Genomic DNA, 16715 nt, shown 5'->3' with positions numbered 1-16715 from the left:
GGAACCGGATAAATTTTTTAATTTGAAAACGATTGACAGTCGGAAAAACAGGACGGTATAATTCAATCTAGCTAATTGATAATGAATATCATTATTAATAACGAGATCGTCTGTCTTGCCGGCAGGTTATCACTTTATCTTCCTCCAGGCCAGAGGAAGTCAAGTAAGGACGAATCCAACCATGAAAAGAATCCTGGCATCATTACTAATTCTATTATCTATCGCTTCTCTGTTTATCGGAGCTCAGCGCATTTCATTCGCCGAGCTGCTGCAATTCGGCGGCGAGGCCTGGGAGTTAATCTGGATCAGCCGGATTCCGCGGCTTGTCAGCATTCTGATCGCCGGTGCCAGCATGAGCATCGTCGGTTTGATCATGCAGCAGCTGACCCGGAATAAGTTTGTGTCGCCTACGACAGCCGGTACGCTGGATTCCGCCAGCTTCGGCATTATGGTATCGCTGCTGGTGTTCACATCGGCGGGGCCGCTTGTCAAGATCGCGGTAGCCTTTGTCTTTTCCTTGGCGGGAACGTTCATATTCATGAAGATCCTGGACCGGGTCCGATACAAGGATACGATTTTTATCCCGCTCGTCGGGTTGATGTTCGGCGGCATCGTCGAGTCGGCGACTACGTTTTTCGCGTATAAATACAATTTGATTCAAAGCATGTCCGCCTGGTTGAACGGGGACTTTTCCATGATTATGCAGGGTCGTTACGAAATGCTCTACATCAGTGTGCCGATGGTGATCGTGGCGTACGTCTTCGCCAACAAGTTTACGGTAGCCGGCATGGGTGAGGAGTTTTCCGTCAACCTGGGCCTGAATTACAGACAGGTCGTCAATGTGGGCCTGGTCTTGGCGGCGCTCGTCACCTCGGTCATCGTTCTGACGGTGGGCTCGATCCCTTTTCTCGGGCTGATCATCCCGAACCTGGTTACGATGTACCGGGGAGACAACCTGAAAGAGAATCTGCCGCATACGGCTTTGTTGGGCGCGGTGTTCGTGCTGGCCTGCGATATTTTGGGCCGGGTGATCATCTATCCGTATGAAGTCCCGATCGGCTTGACGGTTGGCGTGATCGGCAGCGGCATTTTCCTGTATTTGCTGATGAGGAGACGGACCTATGAGCAATAGAACAAAACTTTGGCTCCTTGCCGGCATCGCCGTGCTGCTGACGGTCGTGTTCATGACGATCGATGCGGGAGGGCACTGGGATTACATTCTCCCGAGGAGGGGAAAGAAGCTGATTGCCATCCTTCTCACCGGAACGGCGATCGCCTTTTCCACCGTGGTGTTTCAGACGATTACGAACAATCGTATTCTGACGCCCAGCATCATCGGTTTGGATTGGCTGTACATGCTGCTGCAAACCTTGATCGTCTTTCTGCTCGGCGGAGCGACCCTGACCCTGATGAACCAGAACCTCCGGTTTGTGGGGACCGTCGCGCTGATGGTGGTGTTCTCCCTGCTGCTGTACAGGTTGCTTTTTAAGAAAGAGGGCCGCAACATTTATCATCTGCTTTTGATCGGCCTGATCTTCGGCACTTTTTTCAACAGCGTTACGTCGTTTATGCAAAAACTGCTGGATCCCAACGAGTTCATGGTCGTTCAGGACAAAATGTTCGCGAGCTTCAATAATGTGAACTCCGATCTCCTGCTGCTGTCGGCGGTGGGAGTGGTCCTTACGGGGATTTACTTTGCGGGCTTCACCAAGTATCTGGATGTGCTCGCCCTCGGCCGGGATCATGCGGTGAACCTGGGCATCAGTTACGAATATGTCGTTAAACGCATGCTGATTGTGGTTACGGTGCTCATCTCGATCTCCACCGCATTGGTCGGGCCGATTACGTTTCTCGGTCTTCTGGTCGCGAATGTCGCATATCAGTTTCTGAACACCTTCCGCCATAAAACGTTGATCCTCGGCGCGTCCCTGATCAGCTACATCGCCCTCGCCGGCGGTCAGCTGCTGGTTGAACGAGTGTTTACTTTTTCCACTTCGCTCAGCGTAATCATCAACTTTATCGGCGGGGTGTACTTCATCTATCTGCTGCTAAAGGAGAATAAATCGTGGTAAAGGTCAGAGGAGTTTCCAAACAGTACGGCGGCAAAAAAGTGATCGATAACGTTTCGCTCGATATCGCCAAGGGCAAAATCACCTCTTTTATCGGGCCGAACGGAGCCGGCAAAAGCACGCTGATGTCGATGATCAGCCGGCTGATCGCCAAGGATGAGGGCGACATTCTGATCGAGGACCGGGAAATCGGGAAATGGAAGAGCAACGACCTGGCGAAGAAAATCTCGATTCTCAAGCAGTCCAACCATATCAACATCCGGCTGACGGTCAAGGATCTGGTCAACTTCGGGCGCTTCCCCTATTCGCAGGGCAGGCTGACGAAGGAGGATGAAGCCCATGTCCGGGAAGCGATCCGCTATATGGATCTCGAGCCGATGCAGCATAAATTCCTCGACGAGCTCAGCGGCGGGCAAAAGCAACGGGCTTTCATCGCCATGGTCATCGCCCAGGACACGGAGTACGTTCTGCTCGATGAGCCGCTGAACAATCTGGATATGAAACATTCGGTCCAGATCATGAAGGTGCTGCGCAGATTGGTCGATGAGCTTGGCAAAACGGTCGTGCTGGTCATTCACGACATCAATTTCGCCTCCTGCTATTCGGACTACATCGTGGCGTTGAAGGACGGCGCTGTCGTCAAGGAAGGCACCACGGAGGAAATTATGGACACCGCGGTCCTGCGCGAGGTTTATGACATGGAGATTCCGGTGCAGGACATTGGGGGCAACAAAATTTGCGTGTATTTTGCTTAAAAATAACTTTGGAAATATGGGGGTAATTCAGATGTATAAAGGAAAGAAAATAGCTTTGCTGCTCACTACGGTTCTGATGATTGCGGTTTTGGCGGCTTGCGGGTCCGGCAAGAACGGCGGCAATGCAGGCGAAGGCTCTTCGGGAGCCAATGGCGGTACGGCCAATACGGCGGGGCCGGCGGAAGCCGCCACCACGTCCGAAGCCGGTGAACTGACGATCAAACACAAACTGGGCGAAGCCAAGGTGAAGAAGAATCCCGGCAAGGTCGTGGTTTTTGACTACGGTGTGCTGGAAACGCTCGACAAGTTGGGCGTGGAAGTTGCCGCCGTGCCGCAGGCCAGCTTGCCGGCGCATCTGAAGAAATACGAAGACAGCAAATATACGAACGCGGGAACCCTGTTCGAGCCGGATTTCGAGAAGCTGAACGCGCTCGAACCGGACGTGATCTTTATCTCCGGTCGCTCCTCCGAGGCTTATGAAGAGTTAAACAAGATCGCGCCAACGATTTTTATGGGCGTCGATACGGCCAACTATATGGGCTCCTTCACGGAGAACGTCAAAACGCTCGGCGAGATCTTCGGCAAAGAAACCGAGGCGGAGCAGGAGCTTAAGGCGCTGGACGATTCGATCAAAGCGCTGCATGATTCGGCATCGGGCAGCGACAAGAAGGGCCTGATCATTCTGACGACGGGCGGCAAAGTCAGCGCCTATGGCCCCGGCTCACGCTTCGGCATCATTCATGACGTCTTCGGCGTTCCGGCGGTCGACGAGCATATCAAAGCGGATACGCACGGGGATTCGATCTCTTTTGAATACGTCGCCGAGAAGAACCCGGACTACTTGTTCGTCGTGGACCGCGACGCGGTCGTGACCGAGGAAGGCAAGCAGGCCGAACCCGCGGCCAAGCTGGTGGAGAACGACCTCGTGAAGAAGACGAACGCGTATAAAGACGGCCACATCGTTTATCTCGACGCCAACTACTGGTACTTGTCCGGCGGCGGCCTGCTGTCCGTTCCGGAAATGCTGAAGGAAGTGCAAGAGGGAATCAAGTAATTTAATTGGGGCAATAAGCGTAACCCGGACCTATTGGCGGTCCGGGTTTTTCGCTTGTTTTTGGCAGCGTTTGTGGTCGTAGCGGGCAGCCCGGTGGAAATAATAGCGGTTATTTTAACGTCCGGTTCACCTCTTCTTTGAAGCTCCGATTGGTCAGGTATTCCCGCAGGAACAGATCCAGCTTGTGGTTCAGCCAGAGCAGTTCCATCCCGTCGGGATCATGGATAAACACCGCAAGCTGTGTTTGATTCCCCGAGGCGTCCTCACAGTACAGCGCCTGGTTGAGGATCGTCAGGGTCGAACCGCCTTTGCCGCCCAATGCTTGAAACGGAGAGTCGGGGGATTGAGGACGCCCGAGCAGGTCAAGCATGATTTCGGCCGCTCGGGGAGACAGCAGGTCGCCGCGCTGGATGCTCCGCAGCAGATGCGCATACTCCCGGGCCGTCGCTCCGGGGAGTTTGGCGGACCAAATCCGTTGGGCGGCCAGCGGGGACCGTGTCCGGCTTAATCTCTGCAACCAGGCGGAATCCTGTGAGATCCGGACGAAAATGTCTTTTGCCAGATCCGCCATGTCCTCATACGAAAACCGCTTCATTACGTCCAAGACCTGACGGTGCGTCAGCTCCCGGGTCTCCATGAGATAGCTGTAGCTCAGCATGGATGAAGAAATCGGGTAGACCGGATCATGTTCTTTAAAACCGAGCAGACCGATCCGCCGATTGACCCGATCCAGTCCCAATTTTTCCAGCAAGTACTCGGTATTGGCGTTGGAACTGAAGCGGATCATGCCCCGGGCCACTTCAAGCAGCGGAACCGTGGCTTCGGCGGCCGAGATGTCCCCAAGGCTTTCCAGCCATTCGGGATGGGCGTTTCCGTCCGTCCCTGGGATATAAAACCGCTCCAGATTTCTTAAGTGGACCCTTTCCTCCGCTAAAATTCTTCCTTCCGCCGCTTGCTCGGCAAATTCGGCCGCAATGACGAGCTTGACCACACTGGCCAGCGGACGCTTGCGATCGGCCCCATAGGACACGGTTTCTTCCCCATTTTCAATAACGTGCATGGAGACACGCTCCGGATGATTGGCGATAAACTTCAGAACGTCCTGCTCCGTTTTTTGGGCATCTTTCTTCTTTAAATATTTGGCTAATCCCGCGAAAAGGAGCAAGGCCAGTATAACGATGGCAACTACGAGAACTAGAATGAACAATCGGAGACCTCCCGAATGATTAATTTTATTAATATACGCCTCGTCCCAACGAAAAGATTCAAAATTTAACTTCATCCATCCCTCATCTAACCTTCATGCAATAGTTCAATGAACATGTTAGAATCTATTTTAGAACTTAGATCAAGTCTAAATATAATAACGAGCATGAAAGGATGATATATATGAACAACAGGTTAACGACAAATCAGGGGGCCCCGGTCGGCGATAACCAAAATTCACGAACGGCGGGACAGCGCGGGCCGGCCTTGCTGGAAGATTACCATCTGCTGGAGAAGCTGGCGCATTTCGACCGGGAGCGGATTCCCGAGCGGGTCGTCCATGCGCGCGGCGCGGGAGCCCATGGGGTATTTGTGACGGAGCACAGCATGTCGCGGTTCACTAAGGCGCATTTTTTGCAGGAAGCCGGGCGGGAGACACCGGTATTCGTCCGGTTTTCCACGGTGATCCACGGCCAAGGCTCGCCGGAAACGGCGCGGGATCCGCGGGGATTTGCGGTGAAATTTTACACGGAGGAAGGGAACTACGATCTGGTCGGGAATCATCTCCCCGTATTCTTTATCCGCGATGCCATCAAGTTTCCGGATATGGTGCATTCCTTGAAGCCTGCGCCGGATACCAATATCCAGAATCCGGCCCGCTACTGGGATTTCATGACCCTGTCGCCGGAATCGACCCATATGATGACTTGGGTCTTCTCCGACAACGGGACCCCGGCGAACTATCGGCAAATGGACGGGTTCGGCGTTCACGCCTTCAAATGGATCAACGCCGAAGGGGATATCTGTTACGTCAAATATACCTGGAAATCGAAGCAGGGCGTAGTGAACCTGTCGGCGGACGAAGTGCGCGAAGTCCAGGGCGGCGATTTCAACCACGCGACCCGCGATCTGTACGATCGGATCGAAGAAGGGAATTTTCCGCAGTGGGAGCTGAACGTCCAATTGATGCCGGTGGAAGATCTGGATCAATGGGGATTTGATCCGCTCGATCCGACCAAGGTGTGGCCGGAATCCCATTACCCGCTTTTTCCGGTAGGGACGATGACGCTGAACCGCAATCCCGGCAACTTTTTCGCCGAAGTGGAGCAGTCGGCCTTCTCGCCGAGCGCTCTGGTGCCGGGGATTGAGCCGTCGGAGGATAAACTGCTGCAAGGGCGGCTGTTCTCCTATCCGGATACGCAGCGATACCGCCTGGGGGCGAATTACCTGCAAATTCCGGTGAACTGCCCGTACGCCCCGGTTCGCAATCATCAGCGGGACGGCTTGATGAATGTCATGCAGGATCCGTCGCCGGTCAATTACGAGCCGAACAGCTCGGAGGAGAGCCCGAAGGAGGATCCGCGCTACCGCGACAGCGTTGTTCCGGTTAGCGGACAGATCGGCCGTGAGCGGATCGCCAAAACCGACGACTTTACGCAGGCGGGTGAACTGTATCGCAGCTTTACGCCGGAAGAGCAGGCCCATTTGATCAGCAATCTCGTCAATGACCTGCGTCAAACGCCGGAACAAACGCAATTGCGGGCGATCTGCAACTTTTTCCGGGCTGACATTCAGTATGGGATGCGCGTAGCTCAAGGCCTGGGCGTCGACATCAGCGGGGTTATGCCGGGTGCGGGAGCGCGGGAGTAATCGACGGAAAACACCATAACTATGATAGACGGAGCCGATGGGTTCCGTTTTTTTATGCCTTATGTAATTGATTTCCTTATTTTGATTCGGGATAATTGGTTTTAATTGAGGTGCCCTAGAGGAGTAGGGGAAGGAGAAAAAATAAGGCACAAAATCACGTAGAAAGGGTTGAGAGAATGGTTGTCGCTAACGAACCTATCATCACCATGCGGGATTTAAGAATGCGATTCGGCGAGAAATTTGTGCTGAACGGGATCGATCTGGAGGTGCATCCCGGACAAATCATCGGATATATCGGGCCGAATGGCGCGGGGAAAAGCACGACGGTCAAAATTATGCTGGGACTGGTAGAAGGGTACACCGGCGAGGTGCGGATATTGGGAGCCCGCCCGCAGGACGGCGGCGTGGAATACAAAAAACGGATCGGTTACGTGCCGGAGACGGCGGAGATGTACGATACGTTGACGGCCAAGGAGTATTTAACGTTTATCGGCGAGCTTTACGGTCTTTCGGAAGATTCGGCCGAGCGGAAAGCCCGCCTTCTGATGGAGCAGTTCGGTTTAAAGGACGTGTTCAACGTTCGCATTGCCACATTTTCCAAGGGGATGAAGCAGAAGGTTTTGCTGATCTCCAGCCTTTTGCATAACCCGGATATTTTGTTTCTGGACGAGCCTCTCAGCGGGCTGGACGCGAACAGCGTGATGGTCGTGAAGGAAATCCTGGCGCGATTGGCGGCGCAGGGGAAGACGATTTTCTATTCCTCGCACATTATGGACGTCGTGGAAAAAATCAGCCACCGGATCATTCTGCTGGACGGCGGGCGGATCGTGGCCGACGGCAGTTTTGAGGAGTTGAAGGGTCAAGGCCGGGAAGGATCGCTGGAACAGGTCTTTAATCAGCTCACCGGATTTGACCGGCATCAGGAAATCGCGGATCAATTCGTGGCGATCGTGCAAGAGGTGTAGCCGATGAACGAGATGAGACTACTAAAATTTCTCGATGGGTTCCGCGGACTGTTCGAGAGGTTTGGCGTGGACTATCCGGTGATGCGCCGCATCCTTCAAATCAAGCTGACTATGGACGGACGCAGGGTGCCTACCATTATCGGGAAAGCCCGCAAGAAGGCGGACCGGGCCGGCCATAAACTCTATGACGGACAGGAAGCGGAGAAAAATCAATTCTTCAGCTCACTTTGGCTCTACCTCATCTTTGGGGCGCTAAGCTCGATGTTTGTGGCGTTGGGAGACAACTTTATTTTTCAGATGAGTCTGGTGTTCGGCATTCTTATGTTTATGGTCATGACTTCGCTGATTTCGGATTTCTCCTCCGTGCTTCTGGACATCAGGGACCGGCACATTCTGTTCAGTAAGCCGGTGACGCCCAGGACGATCGGGATGGCAAAAACGCTGCATATCTTCATCTACATGTTCTGCCTAACCGGAGCTTTAGGCGTCGTTCCGTTTGCCGTGGGCCTGTATCGCCATGGGGTTGTCTTCGCGCTGCTGTTTGTGGCTGAACTGATATGGATGGACTTGCTGATCGTGGTGTTTACGGCGCTGATGTACCTGGCCGTGTTGAAATTTTTTGACGGGGAGCGGCTCAAGGATCTGATCAATTATGTGCAGATCGGTCTGACCATCGGCCTGGCGCTGGGCTACCAACTGTTATTCCGCTTGTTTGAGTTTGTCGACCTGCAGGCGGCTATCCAGCCTAGATGGTGGCAGTTTTTGGTCCCCCCCGTCTGGTTCGGAGCCCCTTATGAAGTGCTGATCCATGGAGACAGCAACCGGGTGCTTCTGGTACTTTCCCTGCTGGCCCTGTTCGTGCCTGTGGCGGCGATTCTGGTTTACATTCGGGTGATGCCTTCCCTGGAAAAATATTTACAGAAGCTGGCCGATCCGGGCACCCGGAAAAAAGAGGGCGCGGGAAAAGCGGTGAAAACCATCTCCCGGCTGCTGTGCGCAAGTGCGAAGGAACAAGTATTTTTCCGCTTCGCTTGGACAATGATGGGAAACGAGCGGGAGTTTAAGCTGAAGGTGTACCCTTCCCTTGGTTTTTCGCTTATTTTTCCGTTGATTTTCCTGTTCGCTATGGGCGAAGGCCGAGGGTTTGCCGGTCTGCCGGGAACCTCGAAATACTTGTTTATTTACTTTTGCGCTTTGCTGGTCCCTTCGGTTCTGATCATGCTTCGCTACTCGGGAAGTTATAAGGCGGCCTGGGTTTATCGGGTGCTTCCTTTGGGAGAGGACGTGGTTCCGATCTATCGCGGGACGCTGATCGCGGCCATAGTACGATTGGTGTTGCCCGTTTATGTGCTGGAGGCGGCCTTGTTCACGGTGTTGTTCGGTTGGAGAATCCTCCCCGATCTGATCGTCGCCGGCTTGGCGATTCTGGTGTATTCGGTACTCTGTTTCGGATACTTGAGTAAGGCGCTGCCGTTCTCGGAACGATTCGAAACGGCGCAGCAGAGCGACGGACTTCGGACGATTCCGCTTATGCTGCTGCTCGGGGGAATGGCGCTCGTCCATTACGCGGCAACTCTGCTGAGCTTTGGCGTCTATATTTACGCCGCCTTGCTGCTGGCGGCTAATTGGGTGCTGTGGCAGCGGGGGTTCGCGGTCAAGACGCGCGGTTAGGCGCGGGGGGATGGCCGGAGCTGGCTCGGGGCATAGCACTAAGAGATTTAACAACAAACAAGTTCGGCGGCGGACAAGCCCAGCCCCTCCCTTTGCAGCGGGGCAGGTAAATAAGGGCTCTTTATGCACTGACGCTGCCTTAAACCTGACCATGGCGCTGCCGATCCGCAATCTCTCTTGCCGCCCGTTATAATAACGGCGTTTTGGGCCGTTATTTCGCCCCGATTCGCCTTTTTGGGAAAAATAGCGGCGAAAAAGGGCCTTATTTCACTGATACGGGTCCCAAAATCAGGTTTCGGCCTGTTTTTTCCTAAAATAAGGCCCCAAAAGACCGCTATTTCTCACCGAAGGGACAAATTCGACAAAATAATGCCCAAAAAGGCCCTTATCCACCCGCCCGGCTTTCCGGGCCGGAACTATCGACCCACTATCACCCCACTGGAGGATGAGAGAGACCTATGAGTCACGCAAACGATACGCAGCAAGCCTTGAGCCGGGAACTGGAAGGACCGCGAATCCGCCGCGAGAAAAAAACGGTGCAGCATATGATCGCCCTTTACTGCGGTAGGATGCACCGCTCTCAGGCGCAAATAGCGCATGCACCGCAAGCGGAGGAAGGCGTGCCGACGTCCGCCCCTGGACCAGCATCCGGACCAGCACCCGCACCCGGACCCACACCCGAACCTGCACCCGGACCTGCACACGCACCCAAACCAGGTCCTGGGTCCGCGACCCGACCCGCGCCCTTAGAGGCGGCGGATTCCGCACCCGGCCTCGAGGGAAAGCGATTATGCCGGGAATGCGAGGACTTGCTGACTTACGCGCTTAAGCGGTTGACGTACTGCCGTTTCGGCGAGAACAAAACGACCTGCGCCGCCTGTCCGGTTCACTGCTACGCGCCGGAGCCCAGGGAGGCTATCAGGAAGGTGATGCGTTATGCCGGACCCCGGATGCTGTGGACCCACCCCGTGCTGACAGTAAGGCATTTGATCGATGGAAGGACCCGCCATTAGCGCGGGTCTTTTTTGTCCGCTTATTCGCCCTGACACATATTTTTCACAGATAAGGTACATGTCGCAAAGCCGCGTCAAATCAAGGTTTTTCAAATTTGTTCACCATTGTGACATCTATCATGTGATTCTTGTCACAAAATTATTACTTTTACCCCGTGTATCTTCATAATTCCGTGATAGAATTCACATTAGTTAAGAATTATTAGAAAGAGGGAAGAAAAATATGGATCCGTTAATGCTTGCACGACTTCAATTCGCAGCGACAACCATTTTTCACTTCTTCTTCGTGCCTTTGTCCATCGGGCTTGTGCTGCTCGTGGCCATCATGGAGACGATGTACGTCGTCAAAGGCAAAGAGGAGTACAAGAAGATGGCGAAGTTCTGGGGAAAACTGTTCCTGATCAACTTTGCCGTCGGGGTGGTTACGGGGATTATTCAGGAATTCCAGTTCGGGATGAACTGGTCGGATTACTCCAGGTTCGTCGGCGATGTCTTCGGCGCCCCGCTGGCGGTCGAAGCCTTGTTCGCCTTCTTCATGGAGTCCACCTTTATCGGGCTATGGATCTTCGGCTGGGACCGATTGTCCAAGAAGGTTCATTTGCTCAGCATTTGGCTGGTGGCGCTCGGAACGACGGTTTCCGCGTTCTGGATTTTGGCGGCCAACTCCTTTATGCAAAGACCGGTTGGCTTTGAAATCAACAACGGCCGGGCCGAGATGAACGATTTCTTCGCGTTGATCTCGAACGGTCAGCTATGGGTGGAGTTCCCGCACACCGTATTGGGAGCTTTTGCAACCGGCGCGTTTATGATCACGGGGATCAGCGCCTATAAGCTGCTGCGCAAGCAGGATGTACAATTTTTCAAAAAATCGTTCACCATCGCCGTGATCGTCGGCCTGATCGCCTCTTTCTCGACGGCGCTGTTCGGCCATCAGCAGGCGCAATACCTGGTGAAAACCCAGCCGATGAAAATGGCGGCGTCCGAAGGGCTTTGGGGCAAGAGCGGAGATCCCGCGCCTTGGACCGTGTATGCCCATATTGATCCAGGCAGCGGGAGCAACACGTTTGAAATCAAAATTCCGTATCTGCTCAGCTTCTTGTCTTACAGCAAATTTTCCGGTGAAGTGAAAGGGATGCACGAGCTTCAAGCGGAGTACGAGCAAACCTATGGACCCGGCGACTATATCCCTCCGGTAAGAACGACGTTCTGGAGTTTCCGGATCATGATCGCCGCAGGCTGCCTGATGATCCTGTTGGGTATGTACGGCGCGTATCTGGCCTGGCGCAAAAAGCTGGATCAACCGAACACTTGGTTTTATCGCTTTATGCTGTGGGGCATCTCGCTTCCGTTCATCGCCAACACCGCGGGCTGGATTATGACGGAAATCGGGCGTCAGCCTTGGACGGTGTTCGGGTTGATGCAGACAAAAGACAGCGTCTCGCCTAGCGTCACTTCCGGGCAACTGCTGTTCTCCCTGATCGCGTACTGCGCGATTTATACCGCCTTGGCGATCGTTATGGTTTATCTGTTCGTGAAGACGATCAAGAAGGGTCCGAATGCCGAAAACACGAGCGACGATCATTCGTCCGATCCTTATGCGAAGGAGGGTTACCATGCTGTCTCTTAATGAACTTTGGTTTGTGCTAGTAGCCGTCCTGTTCATCGGTTTCTTCTTTCTCGAAGGATTCGATTTCGGGATCGGTATGAGTACGCGTTTCCTCGCCAAAAATGATATGGAACGCCGCGTATTGATCAACTCGATCGGTCCGTTCTGGGATGCCAACGAAGTGTGGCTGCTGACCGCGGGCGGCGCGATGTTCGCGGCTTTCCCGAACTGGTACGCCACGCTGTTCAGCGGATACTACACTCCGCTTGTCGTTCTGCTGCTTGCCCTGATCGCGCGCGGGGTGGCTTTTGAATTCCGGGGCAAAGTGGCCAACGGAAAATGGAAGGGTACCTGGGATGTCGCGATCTTTGCGGGCAGCCTCCTGCCGCCGTTCCTCCTTGGCGTCGTATTTTCAGGCTTGCTTAAAGGCCTGCCGATCGACGCGGATATGGAGATGAAAGCCGGATTGTTCGATATGGTCAATCTATATACATTGGTCGGCGGCGTGACCGTTGTCGTTCTGTGCCTGGTTCATGGTTTGATGTTCGCTTCGCTCCGTACGACGGGAAGTTTGAGAGAGCGTGCGCGCAAGCTGGCGCAAAAACTGCTGATTCCGCTGGCCGCCTTGTTCGTCATCTTCGCCGTCATGACCTACTTCCAAACGGACGTCTTTAAAGTCCGCGGGGGGATTTTGACTGCCATGGCCGTCGTCGGCGTCGTCTGCTTCCTGCTGGCGGGCATGTTCATGTCGAAGCAGCGGGACGGCTGGGCTTTCGGGATGACGGGGGCGCTGATCGCGCTGTCCATCTCCGGCGTGTTTGTCGGAATGTTCCCGCGCGTTATGATTAGCTCGATTAATGAGACGTTTTCGCTTACAATTAATAATGCGGCATCTGGTCCATATTCCTTGAAGGTGATGACCATCGTAGCGCTGACGCTGCTGCCGTTCGTATTGGGATATCAGATTTGGAGCTACTTTGTTTTCCATAAACGGGTTCATGAAAAGGAGCATCTGGAGTACTAATGGGTCGCGGACTAATGAAGTACGGGGGAATCAAGCCGGTCATGGCGATCATGGCCGGACTGACCCTGATTCAAAGCATCGCTATCATATTGCAGGCAACCTGGCTGGCGGAGGTCGTCTCCGCCCTGTTTGCCGGCGCCAAGCTGCAGGAACAAGCCGGCGGGGTCGGTTTGTTCCTGCTTGCGTTTTTGGTCCGGCAGGGATGTGGTTTGCTCATGCAAAAAACAGCTTACCGCTTTGCCGAGCAGACCGGCCGGTCGCTGCGCAGGCAGGTGCTGGCCAAGCTGTTTGAGCTGGGTCCGCGGTTTGCCGGACAGGAAGGAACGGGGAATCTGGTTACACTGGTGCTGGAGGGCGTGACGAAATTCCGGAACTACCTGGAGCTGTTCCTGCCGCGGATGCTCGCGACGGGAATAACGCCGGTATTGGTGCTGGCGTACGTCTTTACGCTCAATGCGACTTCGGCGATTATCCTGATGGTGACGATGCCGATCCTGATCGTGTTCATGATTTTGATCGGGCTGGCGGCACGGAAGCAGACGGAGCGCCAGTGGCAGACCTACCGGACCCTGTCCAATCATTTCGTCGATTCGCTGCGCGGCCTGGAGACGCTGAAGTTTCTGGGGCGGAGCAAAACGCATATCGATTCCATCGAGCGCGTCAGCGATTCCTACCGCTCCGCGACGATGCGGACGCTGCGCGTCGCGTTCCTGTCTTCGTTCGCGCTCGATTTCATCACGATGCTGTCCGTGGCCTCGGTGGCCGTCAGCCTGGGCCTGCCGCTAATCGAGGGGCGCATCGAATTGCTGCCTGCGCTGACCGTGCTGATCCTGGCGCCGGAGTATTTCCTGCCGGTGCGGATGGTCGGCGCCGACTACCATGCGACGCTGGACGGCAAAGAGGCGGGCGAAGCGATGGAGGCGATTATCGGAGCCGCCGGGGAAGAGGCGGCGAAGGCCTCGCCGGTGCCGGCCGGCGCCGATTTGACGTGGACCCCGCGGAGCACGTTGGCGCTACGGGGGATCGGGGTGCGCCACGAGGAAGAGGGAGATCCCTCCCTCGACGGGGTGAACTTGACGTTCAGCGGTATGGGCCGAATCGGCATTATCGGCGAGAGCGGGGCGGGCAAGTCGACGCTGATCGACGTGCTCGGCGGCTTCCTGCGGCCGACCTCGGGCAGCTTCGAGCTGAACGGCTGTGGGCTGGGCGATTTGAGCCCGGAACGGTGGCGGGAGCAAATCACCTATATCCCGCAAAAGCCTTACATTTTCAGCGGTACGCTGGCTGACAATATCCGCTTTAACAAGCCGGATGCCCGGCCGGACGATGTCCTGCGGGCCGCGGAAGCCGCCGGCCTCGGCGCCCTGGTGGCCAGCCTGCCGCGCGGGCTGGACGAGCCGATCGGCGGCGGCGGGCGTCCGCTCAGCGGCGGGCAGGAGCAGCGCGTGGCGCTGGCTCGGGCGCTGCTCAGCGAGCGGCCGGTGATTTTGCTCGATGAGCCGACCGCCCATCTCGATATCGAGACGGAGTATGAGCTGAAGGAAACGATGCTTCCGCTGTTCTCCGGCAAGCTTGTCATTCTGGCCACTCATCGCCTGCACTGGATGCGGGAGATGGACCGGATCATCGTCATGGAGCGGGGACAGGTGGCCGAAAGCGGTACCCATCAAGAGCTGATGGCCCGCCGGGGAGCCTACTATAAGCTGGCGACGCTGCAGCAGGAGGGGATGAACGCATGAAGCGGCGGGAAGACTGGATCATTCCTTATTTTAAAATGTACAGCGGCCGGTTCGCCCTGTATCTTCTTCTCGGCGTGTTGACGCTTTTGGCGGCGTCCATGCTGATGTTTACCTCCGGTTTTTTGATCTCCAAATCGGCGACGATGCCTTACAATATCCTGCTCGTTTACGTGCCGATCGTCGGCGTTCGCGCCTTCGGGATCGGCCGCGCCGTTCTTCACTATGTGGAGCGGCTGGTCGGGCATGACGCGGTCCTGCGGATCCTGTCCAAAATGCGGGTGCGCCTGTACCGGATTCTGGAACCGCAGGCGCTGTTCATCCGCTCCCGGTACCGGACCGGGGACATTCTCGGCGCGTTGGCCGACGATATCGAACAGCTGCAAAACGTATACATCCGCACCGTTTTCCCCAGCCTGATCGCATTGGTGCTGTACGCGACCGCGGTGATTGCGCTCGGCGTGTTCGATCTGTGGTTTGCGCTTCTGGTCGCCCTCTACATTTTAATCCTCGTCGCCGTTCTGCCTTATATCTCGCTGATGCTGACCCGGAGAGCCGACGCCGCACTCAAGCGGGAGCGAAACGGGCTGTATCAAAAGCTGACCGATGCGGTGATGGGGATCGGCGATTGGGTGATCAGCGGAAGAGCGGCCGACTTTCTGAACGACTACGAACGCGACGAGGAAGCCGTGCTTCGCAAGGAGCGGAAGCTGCGAGCCTGGGCGCGTTGGCGGGCCTTCATCGGCCAGCTTGTCGTCGGGCTGACGGTCGTATCGATGATTTACTGGTCCGGCGGCCAAGTGGCGGCCGGGCAGTTGAACCCGACGCTGATCGCCGCTTTTGTGCTGGTCGTTTTCCCGCTGGCGGATGCGTTCCTGCCGGTATCCGAGGCCGTCCAGCGCCTGCCGGAATACCGGGAATCGCTGAACCGGCTGGAGCGGATTTCGGGCGGCGGCGCTAGCGAAGAGGCCAACGCGGCGGATGCCGCGCCGACAGGCGGAACGGGGGGCGCTGCGGCGGCGGTTCCCTCTGCCGCCGAGCTTGAGACGGCGGCCCGGCGGGCGCACGTCAAGCTGGAGCGGGCCTCCTTCGCCTACGGCACGGAGGGGCCGCGCTCCGTGGACGGCGTGACGCTGGATCTCCCGCAGGGCAAGCGGGTCGCCGTTATCGGCCGCAGCGGAGCGGGCAAGTCGACGCTGCTGAAGCTGATTCAGGGGGCCCTGGTCCCGGCGGCCGGGGCCGTCACGATCAACGGGGTGCCGTCCGCCGCCTACGGGGACGGCATCCCCCGCATCATCTCCGTGCTGAACCAGAGCCCGCATTTGTTCGACACGACGGTGGCGAACAATATCCGGCTGGGTCGTCCGGACGCGGAGATGGAGGATATTCGCCGAGCCGCGGAGCGGGCGCAGCTCGGCGGACTGCTCGCCGGTCTCCCGCAGGGGCTGGAAACGCCGATGCGGGAGACCGGGCAGCGCTTCTCCGGCGGGGAGCGGCAGCGCGTCGCCTTGGCGCGCGTGCTGCTGCAGGACACGCCGGTGCTGATCCTGGACGAGCCGACGGTGGGGCTCGACCCGCGAACCGAACGTGAGCTGATGTCGACCATTTTCCGGTCGACGGCGGGCAAAACGCTCATCTGGGTCACGCACCATCTCGCTTTTGCGGAAGAGATGGATGAGATCCTTTTTATGGAGGAAGGCCGCGTGCTCATGCGGGGGACTCACGCCGAACTGATGGAGCGAGAGCCGCGGTACCGGAACCTGTATGAGCTGGATCGCCCTCAATGGTGAATTCGGAAGCCCAAAGGATATCGTCCTTTGGGCTTTTTCGATGGTATGCTGCTGCTGATGGGGGCTGTGCTATGCTGCCAATCTGATGCCGCTTAATGATGATGATGATTAACGGGAAAAACTCCCGGTAATTATGCCGAATCAGCTTCAGTTGAACAAATTAGCTGGAATTTCTC

The 16715-nt window shown here is 56.0% G+C and carries 13 protein-coding genes; 12 read left to right on the top strand and 1 reads right to left on the bottom strand.

Annotated elements, in window-relative coordinates; all coding sequences use genetic code 11:
* Positions 1-181: 181 nt before the first annotated feature.
* From LBW89_RS09945 to LBW89_RS09930, 4 genes are read left to right on the top strand one after another with little or no spacing between them, the layout of a single operon-like run.
* Entirely contained in the window at positions 182-1132 is a 951-nt protein-coding gene (locus tag LBW89_RS09945; RefSeq protein ID WP_148453223.1) for an ABC transporter permease, read from the top strand.
* Positions 1122-2072 (top strand): iron chelate uptake ABC transporter family permease subunit, encoded by a 951-nt coding sequence (locus LBW89_RS09940; RefSeq protein ID WP_148453220.1) that lies wholly within the window; start codon positions 1122-1124, stop codon positions 2070-2072. Before LBW89_RS09945 ends, LBW89_RS09940 begins: the two co-directional genes overlap by 11 nt.
* Entirely contained in the window at positions 2066-2824 is a 759-nt protein-coding gene (locus LBW89_RS09935; protein ID WP_148453217.1) for an ABC transporter ATP-binding protein, read from the top strand. Before LBW89_RS09940 ends, LBW89_RS09935 begins: the two co-directional genes overlap by 7 nt.
* A gap of 31 nt (positions 2825-2855) precedes the next feature.
* The gene (locus tag LBW89_RS09930) at positions 2856-3878 is read left to right on the top strand and encodes a siderophore ABC transporter substrate-binding protein (protein WP_148453214.1); all 1023 of its coding nucleotides are present in this window, start codon (positions 2856-2858) and stop codon (positions 3876-3878) included.
* Between the two features lie 109 nt (positions 3879-3987).
* Here the strand turns inward: LBW89_RS09930 and LBW89_RS09925 are convergent, their stop codons facing one another.
* Positions 3988-5085, bottom strand: coding sequence for a serine hydrolase (locus tag LBW89_RS09925; protein WP_170287098.1), 1098 nt, complete (start codon positions 5083-5085; stop codon positions 3988-3990).
* A gap of 182 nt (positions 5086-5267) precedes the next feature.
* Between LBW89_RS09925 and LBW89_RS09920 the strand changes: the two genes are divergently transcribed.
* From LBW89_RS09920 to cydC, 8 genes are all read left to right on the top strand, one after another.
* A complete protein-coding gene (locus tag LBW89_RS09920) occupies positions 5268-6734 on the top strand; it encodes a catalase (protein WP_276508698.1) in 1467 nt (488 codons plus the stop codon).
* A 176-nt stretch (positions 6735-6910) separates the two neighbouring features.
* The gene (locus LBW89_RS09915; protein WP_148453208.1) at positions 6911-7699 is read left to right on the top strand and encodes an ABC transporter ATP-binding protein; all 789 of its coding nucleotides are present in this window, start codon (positions 6911-6913) and stop codon (positions 7697-7699) included.
* Positions 7700-7702: 3 nt separating this feature from the next.
* On the top strand, positions 7703-9370 hold the full coding sequence (locus LBW89_RS09910; RefSeq protein ID WP_148453205.1) for a hypothetical protein: 1668 nt from the start codon (positions 7703-7705) through the stop codon (positions 9368-9370).
* 458 nt (positions 9371-9828) lie between these two features.
* Entirely contained in the window at positions 9829-10383 is a 555-nt protein-coding gene (locus LBW89_RS09905; RefSeq protein WP_225039077.1) for a nitrous oxide-stimulated promoter family protein, read from the top strand.
* A 223-nt stretch (positions 10384-10606) separates the two neighbouring features.
* Positions 10607-12010, top strand: coding sequence for a cytochrome ubiquinol oxidase subunit I (locus LBW89_RS09900; RefSeq protein ID WP_148453199.1), 1404 nt, complete (start codon positions 10607-10609; stop codon positions 12008-12010).
* Positions 11997-13013: a cytochrome d ubiquinol oxidase subunit II gene (gene cydB / locus LBW89_RS09895; RefSeq protein ID WP_148453195.1), complete on the top strand. Its 1017-nt coding sequence runs from the start codon at positions 11997-11999 to the stop codon at positions 13011-13013. The genes LBW89_RS09900 and cydB overlap by 14 nt, the downstream gene beginning before the upstream one ends.
* On the top strand, positions 13013-14752 hold the full coding sequence (gene cydD / locus LBW89_RS09890; protein ID WP_225039076.1) for a thiol reductant ABC exporter subunit CydD: 1740 nt from the start codon (positions 13013-13015) through the stop codon (positions 14750-14752). Before cydB ends, cydD begins: the two co-directional genes overlap by 1 nt.
* The gene (cydC, locus tag LBW89_RS09885) at positions 14749-16539 is read left to right on the top strand and encodes a thiol reductant ABC exporter subunit CydC (RefSeq protein ID WP_225039075.1); all 1791 of its coding nucleotides are present in this window, start codon (positions 14749-14751) and stop codon (positions 16537-16539) included. Before cydD ends, cydC begins: the two co-directional genes overlap by 4 nt.
* The last annotated feature ends 176 nt before the right edge of the window (positions 16540-16715 follow it).

This window comes from Paenibacillus sp. alder61 (assembly GCF_020179875.1).
Taxonomy (GTDB): Bacteria; Bacillota; Bacilli; order Paenibacillales; family Paenibacillaceae; genus Fontibacillus; species Fontibacillus faecis.
This window is presented reverse-complemented; position numbering and strand designations above follow the sequence as displayed.